Origin of the sequence: Bacillus stercoris, from assembly GCF_029772985.1 — a bacterium.
GTDB lineage: Bacteria > Bacillota > Bacilli > Bacillales > Bacillaceae > Bacillus > Bacillus stercoris.
In genome coordinates this window covers 689,653-705,824 of record NZ_CP121861.1, presented here as the reverse complement: position 1 = coordinate 705,824, position 16,172 = coordinate 689,653, and the positions used below count along the sequence as shown (strand labels likewise).

Genomic DNA, 16,172 nt, shown 5'->3' with positions numbered 1-16,172 from the left:
GATTAAACGGACGTTTTCATGACCGTCTGATACTGATGATGCAAGGCCTTGGCATTTTTTCCTGCGTCAAATTGAGCCTGCACAGTTTCATACAAATCATCTGCCACTTCCGGCTTCCATACTTGCTCATGTTCGTACCGAGTGATCGCTTCCGCCAAGGCTTGAGCAGATTTTGGCTTAATCAGCAGATGCTGGTGCTTTCCGAATAAAGATGCCACTCCGCCAACATCTGTACAGATGACAGGAATCCTTAACGCCAGCGCCTCAATTACAACAGTCGGCATTCCCTCACTGTAAGAAGGAAGCACGAATAGGTCTGCCGCAAGCAAATAGTCTCTTACCTGATGATTTGGGACTTGGCCTGTGACGATATGCCCCTTCTGCGTCAGCATCGATTTTGCGGGACCATCCCCAACAAAGACTGCCTGAGGAGGGTCCTGCAGGGATTCGATGGCTTCGGACAGTTCAAAAATGCCTTTCTCCCTGACCAGCCGGCCGACATAGACAGCCAGACGCTGATCGAGTGGCAGCCCGAGTTTTTTTCTGAGTTCTTCTTTCGTCTGCTCATTTTCCTGAAAGCGGCTGAGCTGTATGCCGATCGGCAAAACCGAGCTGTCAAAGCCCGAAAGCTTTTTGGCTTCTTCCTGAAGCTTGTGGCTGACCGCTAAAACGGCTGACGCTGAACCTACGGCACGCTTGAAGGCTTTAAACGCTCCTTTGCTGTAATGCGGATAGACATTCACATCACTGCCATGCAAGGTCAGGACATAAGGAATTCGCATTGACTCTGACACGACTGCCGCAGCCCCGCCCGATGGCATGGCAAAATGCGCATGGATCAGATCCGGATTTAGGTCGCGTTGTTTCATGGTTTTTATAACCGCTGATGCAATTCTCCGGTGAGGCTGCGCCCACTTCAGCTGGCCGGGAACTGCCCGGTAGAAAGGCCGGTAAACCGGTATCCCCTTCCTAATCTCATACTCCGGTCTGGCATCCTTTTTACGATATGTCTTTTTCAGCATACGGACAGGTGCTGAATGAAAAGGCCTTGGGCATATCACAGTGATATCAAGCCCGAGTTTCTGCAGCTCTTGCACCTGTGTCTCATGGAACACACCTTCACCAGGTTTCAGACTGCTCGGATATACGCTTGTGATCCACAAAATCTTCATGACAAACGTCCTTTTCTTAGTAGTTTGCTTTTCGTTTGAGGGTACGCTTTTACCAAAAGAAAGAGATAGCACAGCGCCCCGGCCGCAACTGAAATGGCCAGCCGCATTTCTGCCTGCATACTGAAGTGTTCCGTACTCAGGCTTACACCAAACGCGATGATGCCCATCGCCGCAGTAATCAGAAACGGCTTCATAATCGACTGGAAATAAGCTGAAAGGTTAAGCTTGATGACATATGCCAAAAGCCAGCGCCCGATCAGGAAATTAACAACGCTGATAATGGCATACACCCATGCGACTGTCAGCAGGCTTCCCGTCTGTACAGCTGCAAACAGTGATAAGCCGTACAGCAGCAGCACGCCGGAATCCCAATAAAACGCTAAGTCAGCTCTTCCTTTAGCCAGCAGCACAGATCCATTTGGATTCATAAGCACTCTTAGTATTCCGACAATCGCCAGAACATTTAGGATCGGAACAGCAGCAAGCCACTTTTCTCCGAAAACCGCTGTGATAAAGTCATCTGACACCGATACGAGCCCGATTAACAGCGGAAACGAAACAAGCGCCAGCATTTTTGTCATATTCAGAAAGCCTTCTCTGATCACGCTGTTTTCATATTTGTTTTTTGCGAAAACAGGGAATGCCACCCGTGTGACAATCGGATTGATCTTCAAAACCGGAATGGTGACTATCTGATAGGCGAGGTTATAAATCCCCAATGCTTCAGCACCAATAAACCGGCCGATCAAAATCATATCGATATTTGCTCCCAGCCTGTTCACAAGACGGGATGAAAGCTGAAAGGCTCCAAAAGAAAAGAACTCCTTCATGCCTCTCAAATCAAAAACAAAAGCAGGATGCCACTTTTTCCGGTATACGGCCCAATATAAAATCCCTTTACTGGACTGGAGCAGGACCTGAGAAATGACGTAAGCCAAAATCGCATCCATCATAAAAACCGCAATCGCTAAATATCCGAATGACAATACATTTGAAAAAATCTCTATTTTGCTTAACGTATTAAAATGCAGCTGCTTTTGCAGCATATACTGGTACTGCTGTCCAATCGGCGCGATCAAAAACATAATCGCCAGAATCCGAACTAGAAACACCAGCTCTTCTCTTTGATAAAATCCCGCAATGACAGGACTGCTCACATATAAAAGAACAAACAGCAAAACGCCCGTCATAATGTTAAGCCAATACAATGTGGACAGCTGACGCTCCGTCGCGTCGTCTCTCTGAATTAACGCTGCGCCAAAACCCATATCAAGCACAATCTGGGCGAAAACTGTAACCGTTGTGATCATGCCGACGAGCCCAAATTCTGTTAAGGTCATCATATTTCCAAGCAAGGCAAACTGAACAATTTGTATGATTGTAATACACATAGTTGAAATACTTGTCCACTTTGCGCCGCTCATAATTTGTTTTGTAATACTTGGCATCATATTCCCTACTTCTTTTTAAGCTCAGATTGATGGTGAATACCGGCATTCCATTTTATCTTGCACCATCACCTGTCCAGACTACTTTACAAGTTTTTAACATAATTTTTAATTCTAAAGTGAAAGTCAGGTTGCGAATGTAATATAAATCAAATATCAGCTTTTCCTTCGGCGTCATATCGTAACCGCCGTTCACCTGAGCCCAGCCGCTCAATCCCGGTTTAACAGCCAGACGCTGCGTAAAGCCCGGAATCTCATTCTGGAATTTTTCCGTAAAAACGGGACGTTCCGGACGAGGGCCAATCATACTCATATCGCCTTTCAGCACATTAAACAGCTGAGGAAGCTCGTCAATTCTCGTTCTTCTGATAAAAGCTCCGATCCTTGTCACCCGCGGATCTTGCTTCTGTGCCCAAACCGCACCAGACTTCTCGGCATCTATTTTCATGGAACGAAGCTTATAAAGCTTAAATGGTTTCCCGCCTTTCCCTACGCGTTCCTGCGTATAAATGGCAGGCCCCGGCGTCTCCAAACAAATCAATATTGAAAATACCGCAATCATTGGCAGCGCAATCGCCAACCCAATGAGCGCAAACCAAATATCCATTACGCGCTTTATTGCCAAATAACGAGCCGTCTTTTCAGATAATGTAAAAGAATGTATTTGCTGAACTGAGAATTCACGACTCACATTCATGCTTTTCTCTGCACTCACTGACACACACCTCACGATTTGTTTGGGATGTTATGATGACCTATGCCAGTCAGTTTAGCAGACGGATGTTAATTGGATGTAAATGGTATGTTAAGAAGTGTGAATTACGTGTTTTTTCTGATAAATGTTGTTAATACTCTTTTACTATTTTATATACAAGTCCTATTTGTTTTAATCATTTCATATAAAAAAGAGACAAATCTGTGATTAGATTTGTCTCTTTCGATTATCTGTAATAAGATACTGTGCCGTCATGAATAGCTTGTGCAGCTTTATCTTTATAAACCGCTTGCTTCAATTTACTCGCATCGGATGCATTAGTGATAAAGGCAGTTTCAACTAAAACACTCGGCATTTTAGAATATTTAATAACGTAGAAAGCAGCTGTTTTTACTCCCCGGTCTCTCGTTCCAAGATTAGTGGCTAACTTGGGTTGAATTTGTTCAGCTAGCCTCCTGCTATTTGTTGCTTGATATGTTGCATCGTAGTACGTCTCACTTCCATCTGGTGATGAGCTGTCATTAGCATTAGCATGTATACTGATAAATAAATCTGCTTGTGCTGAAGCTGCTTTATTTACTCTCTCCTGTAAAGAATAAAACGTATCATTAGATCTCGACATGACTGGGAGAGCACCTGAAGCATCTAGCTTTGTATTGACTCTTTTCGCTATATCAAGGTTGACTTCTTTTTCGAGGAGTCCATTGCCGATTGCTCCTGAATCTTGATCACCGTGACCCGGGTCAATAAAGATTGTTTCACCAACTACCGGATTTTTTAGCTGATTAGCAACCTTGGTGCTTACAGCAGGAGTGTTTCCGATAATCGTGAAGTTTGACATGTTTTTACTTCCAATGATTTTACGGGCTCCTGTAGATAAATTTTCACCATTTGTAAGGATAAGAGATTGCTTCTTCTTAGCTGCCAGTGTAGCTCCTGCAATAGAGTCAGGATAGCTGAATCCATTGCTTACATATACGGTGCTTGTTGATAAATTAAGTTTTTGTACGATATTTGCAGCAAGCTCATATCTGTTTGAACCGCTAATTCTTGTAGGAGAAGGTAACTTGTTGTATACCGTATTGCTGATACTTCCAGTTCCTCCAACAACAACCGTACTTGAAATTCCCTTATCTTTTATCACAGACGTTGTCGCACTATTTATAGATGTTTTATTTGTAAAAAGAATTGGATACCCGTTTTTCGCTGCATAAGGAATGACGGCCGGAGCGTCTGCATATAAGAAGCCATTCAAAATAACAGCTTTTGAAGTCGCACCCATCGCTTTTGCCACCCGTGCAGCCGTATCATAACGGTTGCTTCCTGCAATTCGTTTAATACTTATCCCCAAACTTTTAATCTGGTTAGCAGTGTTGGAAGAAACAGCAGGTGTTCCACCTACAATAATTACATTTTTAGTCTTCATCTCTTTCAATCTTGTTTTCGTTTCATACGAAAGCTTATCAGAGTTAGTGTAAAGCAGTGGCGCATTCTTCTGATAAGCAAGAGGAGCTGCTGAAATTGCATCCGCATAAGAACTCCCACCGACAATTACAGCTGTACTTGCAGTTGAATACATTTGCTTTGATATTTGAACAGCAGTGCCGTATCTATTGCTTCCCCCGACTCTTTTCACCGAGTTATCAGCCAAAGCTGTTGGTACAAAAAGTATGAGTCCCAAAAAACACATTGTTAGGACTTTTATATAAGAACGCAATTGATTTCCTCCTTAAAAGGCGTTTATCCTAAAATAATTAATAAGTTGTCAGAGTTGTACCTGGATAGTAAAATTTCAAAATTGAACTATATGAATCTCCAGCTTCTGCTCTTGCTTTTGCTCCATATTGACTCATTCCGATCCCGTGACCATATCCTTTACCGCTAATTGTGTACTTTGAAGTATCTTTTTTTACAGTCACATAAGTACTTTTAAATACAGTCGCTCCAATCATTGTTCTTAACTCACTCGTTGGTACACTTATGGTTGTAATTTTGCTCAAGTTATAAGAGCCAGTACTGCTTTTAACAAAATACTTCACTTTCATTGATGCTGTTTTAGCGCGCTGCCCCTGCGTCATACCGCTAAAGCTCAAATCTTCAATACTTGCAATTTTGACAGAATCAGCGCTTGTTTCTTTATTTTTCAAGATCCAGTTCTTAACTCCAGAAAGTCTTGCAGAATCAGTTTCAGTTGCTGAAGACCACCAAGAAGAAGGCTTCGTTAAGTCCAGAGAATTCGTATCTAGCTGTTGTTTTGCTAAGGTAAGCGTCCAGCCAATTTGAGGATCCTTTGTATCTTTTTTTGCAATCAAGTAAGGTACGCTTGACGACCATACTTCATTACTAGCTTCTGTGTAACCTCCATTACTGGAAGAATAAGCTGCAGTTATAAGTGATCCATTATATTTCAGAACTTTCCCTTTCGTTTGCTCAACCGCTTTATTGGTATTTGAATTCCAACTGTATCCTCCATAAACTTGAAAAGCGGTTGTATCAGGTACAGTAGCTCCTGTTTTTGTTATTGAGTACGTTCTTGCAGCAACAGTTTGTGCTTTAAGAGCCTCAAGTGACCAGCTAGCAGGCATTTCATTCGGAATCACTCCTTTTAAGTAATCCTCAAATGGAATATTTTCATTTACCGGTCGGATATATTTAGTAGATTCAATTGAGAAATTAACCGTGCCAAGATACTGCTTTCCATCAAGACTAATCCTGTTTGAAGTAGAATAGTTTTCTGGTTTAATTCTTAGAGAGTTTCCGTAAGTTTTGATGTTTGCAAGATTTAATTTTCCGCTGCTGATTTTTAAATTATAGGTGTTACCGTTAGCTAAATAAAATTCATCAGCAAGTGAATTCTCAACTTCAGCAGAAATTGAACTGGTACTTCCAATAAAGTCGTATGCATATGTGGCTTTATCTTTCGTTATACTTTTAGCCGCAGCCGGAACGCTATCTTGTTTAATATATAAAATTTGGCTGTTTTTCTTCGAGGCAAGCGTTGCGCCTACCAATACGTCTGCATATTTTGTCCCGTTCGTCATTACGACTTTATCAGCCTTCAACTTTAGTTGTTTAATTATATTTGCCGTGAGTTCATATCTGGTCGATCCAGGAATCCTTTGCACAGTTGAAGTTTTTTTAATTTGGTTTTCTACACTATCACTGACGCTAAATGAACTGCCTATAATGATGACTTGTTTTGGCAAATCATAATCCGGAAGCTTGTCTTTATCTGTAAGCAAAATAGGATATCCGTGTGCTGCTGCATATGGAGCAATGGCTAAAGCGTCTTGAAAAACTCTTCCGGTTACAACGATCGCTTTATCATAGCTGCCCATTTGTTTTGCAATGTTTTCTGATAATACATATCTATTTTTTCCGCTTATTCTTTTTACAGCGCCATATGATTTCAGCTTGTTTTCTACATCTTTTGAAATGCTTCGCGCTCCCCCAATGATTAAAATATTATCAGGGTTATACTTAGCAATTTGTCTTTCAGTAGTCTTTGTTAACGTATCAGGCTGAGTAAATAAAACTGGCGCATCCAGCTTTTTTGCCAACGGAATAACAGGCAATGCATCAATAAAAATATCTCGGTTTACCAATATCACTGTATTAGGATTTTTCCACTGACTGCTGGATGCAAGAGTTGCAGTTTCATAGCGTGAAGCGCCTGCAAAGCGATTTGTAACGGCAACATTATCTCCAGTTACTTTATAAAATCCTGTAGGCGATAGACTGATGCTTGATTTATTTCCAATATAATTTGACAACTTAACTGAGATGTTTGAGTCTGCTGCAAAAGTAATTGATGGAATCAATAATAAGATTGCAGCAAGTGAACACACTATCAATTGTTTGCAAGATTTCAAAATTTCAGGTTCCTCCCTATATCTTAGTTGGCACGTTCAATATCTTTTAACAGAAGCTGACCCTCATTACTTTTTTCATATGTAATCGTGACCTTATCTCCATTGTTAAACTTATCAAGATCACTTGTCGATTCTTCAGTGATATCAAGACTAACCGCTTCATTATCTACTGTTACTTCTATTGTATGAGTATCAGCTAACCCTACATAAGTACCTTCTTTTGTTTCAATGTTACTGTCTGGCGATACATCTTCACCCTGACTCTTTTGACTATTAACCCCACAACCCGAGAGAAGCAATATAAAGAACAGTAAAGCAATAAATTTTTTCATTTTTTTCACCTCATTATATTTTATCGTCAACCTATTTTATATTTTAAAGAAAAAATTAAGAAACAGTGAAACTTTTTTTTATAAAAAACGACTATTTTAGGATTTCATTCTTGTATTAAATAGAGTTGTATTTATTGGAAATTTAACTCATAATGAAAATAATTTAACAGACGAGGTGCAAAGGATGAGAAACGAACGCAGAAAGAAGAAAAAAACTTTATTACTGACAATTTTAACGATTATCGGACTTCTTGTACTCGGAACTGGCGGCTATGCATACTACTTATGGCATAAAGCAGCATCAACCGTGGCAAGTATTCATGAAAGCATTGATAAATCGAAAAGGAGGGATAAAGAGGTCAGTATCAATAAAAAGGATCCTTTTTCCGTCTTAATCATGGGTGTGGATGAACGCGACGGCGATAAAGGCCGTGCCGATACGCTCATTTATATGACCGTTAACCCAAAAACGAATACAACCGATATGGTCAGCATTCCTCGTGACACGTATACAAAAATTATCGGAAAAGGCACAATGGATAAAATCAACCATTCATACGCTTTCGGCGGCACGCAGATGACGGTTGACACGGTTGAGAACTTCCTCGATGTTCCAGTTGATTATTTTGTAAAAGTGAACATGGAAAGCTTTAGAGACGTTGTTGATACACTTGGCGGCGTCACAGTAAACAGCACATTCGCGTTCAGCTATGACGGTTATTCGTTCGGCAAAGGAGAAATCACGCTGAACGGAAAAGAAGCGCTCGCTTATACCCGGATGAGAAAAGAGGATCCGAGAGGCGATTTCGGACGCCAGGACCGACAGCGACAAGTCATAGAAGGAATCATTAATAAAGGCGCAAATATTTCATCCATCACGAAATTCGGAGATATGTTTAAAGTCGTTGAAAATAATGTGAAAACGAACTTGACCTTCGATGACATGTGGGATATCCAATCCGATTACAAAGGCGCGCGTAAAAAGATTAAACAGCACGAACTGAAAGGCACAGGCACGAAAATCAATGGAATTTACTACTACCAAGCTGATGAAAGCGCCCTTTCCGATATCACAAAAGAGCTGAAGGAAAGCCTCGAAAAGTAAAACAAAAAAGAAGCTTTGCACAATGTGCAAAGCTTCTTTTTTATTTGCCTGTAAATGAATCCGGATGCTCTTTCCTATACCCGTAATGAAACAGTAATTCTTCCACAATCCGGCGGGAAGCCTCTCCATCTCCATACGGATTAGAAGCGTGGGACATTTTCTTGTACTCACCATGATCAGTTAACAGCTGTTTTGTCAGCTGATAAATGTTTTCCTCATCCGTCCCTGCAAGTTTCAATGTTCCCGCCTCCACTCCTTCAGGCCGTTCCGTCGTATCACGCAGAACAAGCACCGGCTTTCCGAGAGACGGCGCTTCCTCCTGCACACCGCCCGAATCTGTCAGAATAAAATGCGATTTTGCCGCAAAGTTATGGAAATCAATCACTTCTAACGGTTCAATCAGATGCACTCTGTCCGAATCGCCAAAATGCTTCTGCGCCGCTTCCCGGACAACAGGATTCAGGTGCACAGGGTAAACGACCTGTACATCGTTAAACTCCTCAACAATTCTGCGGATGGCCTTGAACATGTTTTCCATTGGCTCACCCAAGTTTTCTCGGCGGTGCGCGGTCAGCAGAATCATCTTATCATCGCCCACCTGATCGAGGACAGGATGTGCATAGCCGTCCCTAACCGTTGTGCGAAGGGCGTCAATCGCTGTGTTTCCCGTTACAAAAATAGAATCAGCTTTTTTATTTTCTTTTAATAAATTGTCTTTCGCCTGGCCTGTCGGGGCAAAATGCAAATCAGCAATCGCTCCTGTCATCTGGCGATTGAGCTCTTCCGGAAATGGGGAATACTTATTCCCTGTACGGAGCCCTGCCTCCACATGGCCGACAGCAATTTGATGATAAAAAGCGGCTAGGCTTCCGGCAAACGTCGTCGTCGTATCACCATGGACAAGCACAATATCGGGTTTGATATCTTTAAACAGCTCATCCAATTTCACAAGTGCGTTGGACGTAATCTCTGCCAGTGTCTGCCGCTCCTTCATAATGTTCAAATCGAAGTCAGGCTTGATGTGAAACGCATCTAACACCTGATCTAGCATTTGCCTGTGCTGTGCAGTGACCGTTACGTAGGAATCTATTTCAGGATATTTTTTCAATTCAAGCACTAGAGGTGCCATCTTGATCGCTTCAGGCCTGGTCCCGAAAACGGTCATCACTTTTAGTTTTTTCATATTTGTCACCTGATTTTCTGCTATAGTAAATAAATTCATACTACATATTCTACATGAAAATGTAGTATTTTAAATCATTTCATCCTTGATTCAAATAAAATGATATGAGTTTTTAATATTAAGGATAAAGCTTGTTTAAAAATGGTTTATCCTATATCATAAAAATGTGTAAAAACATAATGAAAAGGGTAAATAGAGAATAGTTTAACCATAAATTTTTTCGATCATAAGGAAGGTGCCTTTTAAATGAAAAAAGTACGTAAAGCCATAATTCCAGCAGCAGGCTTAGGAACACGTTTTCTCCCGGCTACGAAAGCAATGCCGAAAGAAATGCTTCCTATCGTTGACAAACCTACCATTCAATACATAATTGAAGAAGCTGTTGAAGCCGGTATTGAAGATATTATTATCGTAACAGGAAAAAGCAAGCGTGCAATCGAGGATCATTTTGATTACTCCCCTGAGCTCGAAAGAAACCTGGAAGAAAAAGGAAAAACCGAACTGCTTGAAAAAGTGAAAAAGGCTTCTAATCTAGCTGACATTCACTATATCCGCCAAAAGGAGCCTAAAGGACTCGGACACGCTGTCTGGTGCGCGCGCAACTTTATCGGCGATGAGCCGTTTGCGGTTCTGCTTGGAGACGATATTGTTCAGGCAGAAACACCAGGATTGCGCCAATTAATGGATGAATATGAAAAAACACTTTCTTCTATTATCGGTGTTCAGCAGGTGCCTGAAGAAGAAACACACCGTTACGGCATTATCGACCCGCTGACAAGTGAAGGCCGCCGTTATCAGGTGAAAAACTTCGTTGAGAAGCCGCCTAAAGGCACAGCACCTTCTAATCTTGCCATCTTAGGCCGTTACGTTTTCACGCCTGAGATCTTCATGTATTTAGAAGAGCAGCAGGTTGGCGCCGGCGGAGAAATTCAGCTCACAGACGCTATTCAGAAGCTGAATGAAATCCAAAGAGTATTTGCGTACGATTTTGAAGGCAAGCGTTATGATGTTGGTGAAAAGCTCGGCTTTATCACAACCACTCTTGAATTTGCGATGCAGGATAAAGAGCTTCGTGATCAGCTCGTTCCATTTATGGAAGGTTTACTAAACAAAGAAGAAATCTAAACAAAAAGGCTATTGGACATTCATCCAATAGCCTTTTTTTATTTCGACATCAAGGTCAGCGTATGCTCTTCATTATCAACTGCGAAGACCTGATCAACGGCCTGCCACAAAAATTAATAATCCCAGCAAACACACTGATTGTAGAGTTAAACAAACTAAATGAAAACATAAATACAATCATGCAGATTAAATAGTAAATATATTGTATTCAATGCAAGCTAAGTAAACACCACTTGCTAAATGAACAATGACTAAACAACCATCATTACAAAATAATTAAATAAATTTGAAGCAATTACAACAGAAGGCAGTGAACTGATCGGAAAGTTCATTTTGGCTACCATATTAATCCCTTTAACTACACTGTTGGATTCATCAAGAATTGTCGGGCTAATAGAAAACCACGGAATCAAACCAGCCAGCATTCAAACGATAAAAGGCACTTCTCCGATACCTGTTATGACCAGCTTACTGTTGCGCATCCCAAATACAAACCAGTACGCCATCATTAGAATAAGGGGATTTAAAACCTGCCATAATACACCAAAATAATTGATTTTTTGGATCTTTCGGTTAAAGAAATTTGAAAGCATCGATGAATATTGTAACAGATAATAGAGTTTTTTTTACATCAGCAGGTTCAAGGTCGGTGAAAAAAACTTACATTTAATTTTCATCCAATTATAGCTATAGTAAATAAAAAAAGTATTTCGAGATATTTGTCTCGAAATACTAATTACAGCATTATTGGGCCTCAATTTGAGAATAAACCTTTTTTAAGGGAGTTTTGTTTTTTTTAAAATCTTGCTCATTCAAAAGATTTTCCCACTTTGATCCTACAACTTCAAATGAGTATCTTTTTACATTTTCCTTTGCATTCCTGCCCATTGTTTTCCTCAAACCATCTTCTTTTATTATGGTGGCTAAAGATTCTGCTAGCTTATCCACATCATTTCTTTCGACTAATACCCCATCTTCACCATCTTTAATAATTTCAGCAGGACCAATACAAGAATAACTAACACAAGGAACCCCTACGGACATAGCTTCAATGATAACCATTCCAAATGATTCATTTCTTGAGCTCAATGCATATATCGAAGAATTGGCCATCTCCTTAATAATATTATCTGTTTTTGGCATTAAGTAAACATTATTATACAACTTCTTATCGAATATCATCTGACGTAATGAATCTTTCTCAACACCATCACCAAAAATCTTCAATTTCCAATCTGGATATTGTTGAGCCACTTTTTCAAATGCTTCAATCAATAGGTCAAACCCTTTTTCATGAACAAATCTCCCAGCAGCAATTACTGTTCTTTCTTCTAGATTTGAGCTCTCCTTTGGCATGTGTGTTGCATTCTCTATTTTATATAAATCTGTAGAATGGTTATTTAGAAGCTTCTGATAATCATTAATTTCTGCATCAGTTAAGCATGTCAGAGCATCCAGCTTTTTATAATACTTTCTGATTTTCGTTTGAATTGACTTTTCATATCCGCCAAAATACTTATGCTCTTGCCCAATTTTAACGACATTACTATTAACAAATTTAGCAGATAAGAAATTAAAAGATGGAATGGTCGTTATGAGTACACCCTGATTAATTTCTGAAAGTTTTTTAAAAATTTTTAGGTCTACAAATAAATTAAACATATGATATAGATCTTCATTTTTATCAATAAACACACTTGGTATCTTCATTAAAATTCTTTTAATGATTTTCTTGTATAAAGGTGTGTTTTTACCAAAGAGCTTTCCTCTTCTTGCATCAAATATAGGTTTCAATTTAACCCTCTTGTCTATCTCAAACATAGGTTTACCCCTTGTTCTTCTAACACTTATAATCTCAACATCATAGTTTTGAGCCGCCAAATAATTAGCTGTGTTAGCAACGGTTCTCACTGTTCCACCCATGCCATAGATATTGTAAACCAAAAATGTGACCTTCACTAAATTTTCCTCCTTTCTATTTAAGCATTTTTATTTGGTTATATATACGTTCTGAATTTTGTTTATCCTGATAGTTATAAAACTTCTTTGATTTCACTTTGTATTTTTTCTCATACTTAAAATCATTTTCAATTTGCTTTTGAACGATTTCCAATAAGCTTTCATCTGTATAAGCTGTTTGACCGAATAAATCTGTACTCAAATTGACATAAGACCCTCTGTAATGTAAATAGTCTGGTAAATCAAATTGATAAAAGACTACAGGCTTTTCCAGATAATTAAAGTCAAAAGCCACGCTTGAGTAATCTGTTATCATTAAAGAACTTTCACTGACGAGATTTTTAACACTCTCTTCTCCGACTTTTACTAATTTTATGTTTTTATGCAGATCTTTAAAATAGTCACTATATTTTTTTTGCAGTTCTATATGCATGAAAAACTTCAATATAATATTATTGTCTTCTAAAAGTTTGTGTAGTTTCTTATTATTTAAAAATCCACTGTAGTGAAGATAGAATTTCGAACTTGCAAAGTCATCAATCCACTCTCTCCAAGTCGGAATAAGGAGTATTTGTTTTGAATTCATCTTTTTACTATTATCAATCAACGTATCAAATCTCGATAACCCTGTAACCATCACTTGGTCTTTTTTAAAATTCATTTCCTTAACTAAAATTTGCTTTTCATGATCAGATGAAACGACAAACTTTTTAATTTTACTGTTATATGACTTTCTATTAAAGCTCAATTTTTTCATTGCAATAATGCCATGCTGCAAATAGATTATTTCTTTTGGATTTTCACTCATTTTATTATGAATGACACTAGGAATAACATCCCTAATACCATGGCTTACAATTAAATACTTACTTAAATGATAAAATACGAGATGTTTAAAACTATCATAAGTTATAATGTTTTTCGGATATTTCGAAATGTTAACAGAATTTTTATTATCTTTTTTGCTTACATAGTAGTATTTTTCTTTACTTTTATTTCGAACACAGTATTCAAAAAATGCAAATCCATTATCCTGTGCCACTTCTCCTAAATTCTCTCCAACAAACCATACTGGTTTATTAACAAAAGGCTTTAAAACTTTTGCAACAAGCCCTGCAAATATAAACCTTATTTTTTCCGATTTCTTTTCAATAGCCTTTATGTCTCTCATTTCTAACTTTAAAAGAGAGTTTCTTTTATCAACAAAAGCAGATAAAAAGACGGACCTATTCATTTTAATTGCACCAGATTTAAATGTTGACTTATTATTTATTAGTTTCAAATCTTTTATTTTTATTGATGACTCAACATACTTATTATTAATTAATAAACATAAACCGACATCGTATTGCATTTGTTTTTCCAAACCATAACTTTCAGCTTCGCTTACCTTTAATAAAAACACAAATTCTTTATGGTCTTGCTGCTCCTGTACTAGTGCAGGTTCTAGCAGGATCAAGCGGCTATTCTTGTCTTTTAACTTCAGATAAATTTTATCGTATATCAAATTACTTTTTTCAATAGCTAAATGAATTTCTATTTCTTTTTTTTGGCTGATTATATCTGTGCATTCGGCACTAATATAAGAAGAAAAAACAAAAGATAATTCATTTAACTTATTAAACTTAGGCTGTATTGAAAACGGCTTAATATTATTAATTATAAACTCCGGATAAACATGAGATTGTGATTTATCTAAAATATCATCCAAGTTCGACTTCAGTTTTACAACATATTCTTGATCCTTTATAAGAATTGAAATATAAAAATCAAATATAAAATGATTCATTGCATCTATATCTGCTTTTTTTATTTTAAGCCTGCTCTCAAATCGCCAAAAAGAAGAAATTTTTTCAAGGTTATTATTAAAATAAATTTTCTGCTCATTGTTAGCTAAAAAAATGTTTTTAATTTCAAATTCCTTATCTAAAATCTCTATAGAACCTTTAATTATTAAATTATCACCATCATGATGTATATAAGATATATCTCCCAATATTGCTGAATCTTTTATTAAAACTGCTAAATTGTTATCTAGAGTAGCATACATACGTGCTCTTTTTATGCTTCCCTTAGAATTGTAAATGGTTTTAGGCAGACTAATAAATTTACCTGCAGATTTATCATTTGCTGAATCAAATGATAATCTTTGACTAACTGTTAATCCATTTGTATCAAACTCTAGGTAAACATCCCATATTCCATCAGTTTCAAAAAAGCTTTGTATCAAAAAAGGCACACTTATCTGTAAAAAGCCGTTATCATGATCTTTTTCCTGCAAACGAACTATGTGCTTATCCTCGGTTTTTCTATTGATAAAAACTAATTTTTTTATAAAAATCTGTTTTTCCTCATTTGGAATAACCTCGCATTTTAAATAAAGATTATTATCATCAATGCTTAAATGATGAATTTTAGTTTGAATTAACAGCTCATTAAATTTTGAAATGTTTATTAGCAAATCTTTATTTTGATTTTGGGAAACGTTATGAACAAAGAGTTCACCATTTTCAGTAAATATCTCTTTTGTTTGTAAAGCAGTATTAATATCAGTTTTCATTTTAACCGTAAACTGCTCTTCACCTACCTTAACTTTGGTATAAAAATACCAGTTACCTTGATATAAAGGATAATCCTTCATTGTTAAGGATATTTCAAAAGTTGAGTTTTCTGAAAGCGCAAAAGATTTCTTCTCTATTATTAATTGTTCCTTTGTTACTTCGTTTTCTAAGTAACAATTTATGAATTTGAACGAGTTATTTAAAAAGAAAAATGAATGTGATCCAAAAAAGGTCGTACGATTTGCTGACATTTGAACATTTTCAATTACAAAAGCCAATTCGGAAAGGCTTGTTTTATTTATGATTAAATTATCATTCTCTTGACGAACTAACTCTAGTACAGATCCGTCAATAACCAGTTTAAATGCATCATTTAAATGGTTTAAAATATCTATAAAAACTTCATCACTATCTAAAATAAGCTTCAGTTTAAAAACTGTTTGATCCGAACAAGACTTAAGCTCATTTAATGGGATGACAACTTTCATAATACCTTCATCTCTAAGTAAAGAGATATTCGATAAGATATCTATGTGGCCATTAAAAGTTGCAAGAACAACGTTCTCTATCCTACTGAAAAAGTGATCATAAAAATCCTTTTTTTTACACATCAGATCAAATATGATATTTTCGTTTTCAACTTTCATGTTTATTAAATATATACCGTAGTCCATTAAGCCTCGCCTTTCTCTGCTTGCTT

Annotated in this window: 12 protein-coding genes; 3 read left to right on the top strand and 9 right to left on the bottom strand. The window is 37.7% G+C overall.

Annotated elements, in window-relative coordinates:
• Positions 1-2: 2 nt before the first annotated feature.
• From tuaC to lytA, 6 genes are all read right to left on the bottom strand, one after another.
• Positions 3-1,172 (bottom strand): teichuronic acid biosynthesis protein TuaC, encoded by a 1,170-nt coding sequence (tuaC, locus tag QA442_RS03625; protein WP_095431992.1) that lies wholly within the window; start codon positions 1,170-1,172, stop codon positions 3-5.
• Positions 1,169-2,620 carry a teichuronic acid biosynthesis protein TuaB gene (tuaB, locus tag QA442_RS03620; RefSeq protein ID WP_095432032.1) on the bottom strand — a complete coding sequence of 484 codons (1,452 nt, stop codon included), beginning with the start codon at positions 2,618-2,620 and terminating at the stop codon, positions 1,169-1,171. Before tuaB ends, tuaC begins: the two co-directional genes overlap by 4 nt.
• Before the next feature lie 55 nt (positions 2,621-2,675).
• Entirely contained in the window at positions 2,676-3,335 is a 660-nt protein-coding gene (locus tag QA442_RS03615) for a sugar transferase (RefSeq protein WP_003242561.1), read from the bottom strand.
• A 226-nt stretch (positions 3,336-3,561) separates the two neighbouring features.
• Positions 3,562-5,052, bottom strand: a complete 1,491-nt coding sequence (lytC, locus tag QA442_RS03610) for an N-acetylmuramoyl-L-alanine amidase LytC (RefSeq protein WP_095431993.1) — start codon at positions 5,050-5,052, stop codon at positions 3,562-3,564.
• Positions 5,053-5,089: 37 nt separating this feature from the next.
• Positions 5,090-7,207 (bottom strand): SpoIID/LytB domain-containing protein, encoded by a 2,118-nt coding sequence (locus tag QA442_RS03605; protein WP_095431994.1) that lies wholly within the window; start codon positions 7,205-7,207, stop codon positions 5,090-5,092.
• A gap of 23 nt (positions 7,208-7,230) precedes the next feature.
• Positions 7,231-7,539 carry a membrane-bound protein LytA gene (gene lytA, locus QA442_RS03600; protein WP_040081650.1) on the bottom strand — a complete coding sequence of 103 codons (309 nt, stop codon included), beginning with the start codon at positions 7,537-7,539 and terminating at the stop codon, positions 7,231-7,233.
• Between the two features lie 184 nt (positions 7,540-7,723).
• Here lytA and tagU point away from each other — a divergent pair, with 184 nt between their 5' ends.
• A complete protein-coding gene (gene tagU, locus QA442_RS03595) occupies positions 7,724-8,644 on the top strand; it encodes a polyisoprenyl-teichoic acid--peptidoglycan teichoic acid transferase TagU (protein WP_279473714.1) in 921 nt (306 codons plus the stop codon).
• A 40-nt stretch (positions 8,645-8,684) separates the two neighbouring features.
• Here tagU and wecB read toward each other — a convergent pair whose 3' ends face one another.
• Entirely contained in the window at positions 8,685-9,827 is a 1,143-nt protein-coding gene (wecB, locus tag QA442_RS03590; RefSeq protein WP_095431995.1) for a non-hydrolyzing UDP-N-acetylglucosamine 2-epimerase, read from the bottom strand.
• A 246-nt stretch (positions 9,828-10,073) separates the two neighbouring features.
• Here wecB and galU point away from each other — a divergent pair, with 246 nt between their 5' ends.
• Together galU and QA442_RS03580 are read left to right on the top strand one after the other, a co-directional pair.
• Positions 10,074-10,952 carry a UTP--glucose-1-phosphate uridylyltransferase GalU gene (gene galU / locus QA442_RS03585; RefSeq protein ID WP_003227944.1) on the top strand — a complete coding sequence of 293 codons (879 nt, stop codon included), beginning with the start codon at positions 10,074-10,076 and terminating at the stop codon, positions 10,950-10,952.
• A 333-nt stretch (positions 10,953-11,285) separates the two neighbouring features.
• The gene (locus QA442_RS03580) at positions 11,286-11,504 is read left to right on the top strand and encodes a hypothetical protein (RefSeq protein ID WP_141237724.1); all 219 of its coding nucleotides are present in this window, start codon (positions 11,286-11,288) and stop codon (positions 11,502-11,504) included.
• A 192-nt stretch (positions 11,505-11,696) separates the two neighbouring features.
• Here the strand turns inward: QA442_RS03580 and QA442_RS03575 are convergent, their stop codons facing one another.
• Complete coding sequence (locus tag QA442_RS03575) at positions 11,697-12,911, bottom strand: glycosyltransferase family 4 protein (protein ID WP_095431996.1); 1,215 nt, start codon at positions 12,909-12,911, stop codon at positions 11,697-11,699.
• A gap of 16 nt (positions 12,912-12,927) precedes the next feature.
• Positions 12,928-16,146 (bottom strand): CDP-glycerol glycerophosphotransferase family protein, encoded by a 3,219-nt coding sequence (locus QA442_RS03570; RefSeq protein WP_095431997.1) that lies wholly within the window; start codon positions 16,144-16,146, stop codon positions 12,928-12,930.
• Positions 16,147-16,172 lie beyond the last annotated feature (26 nt).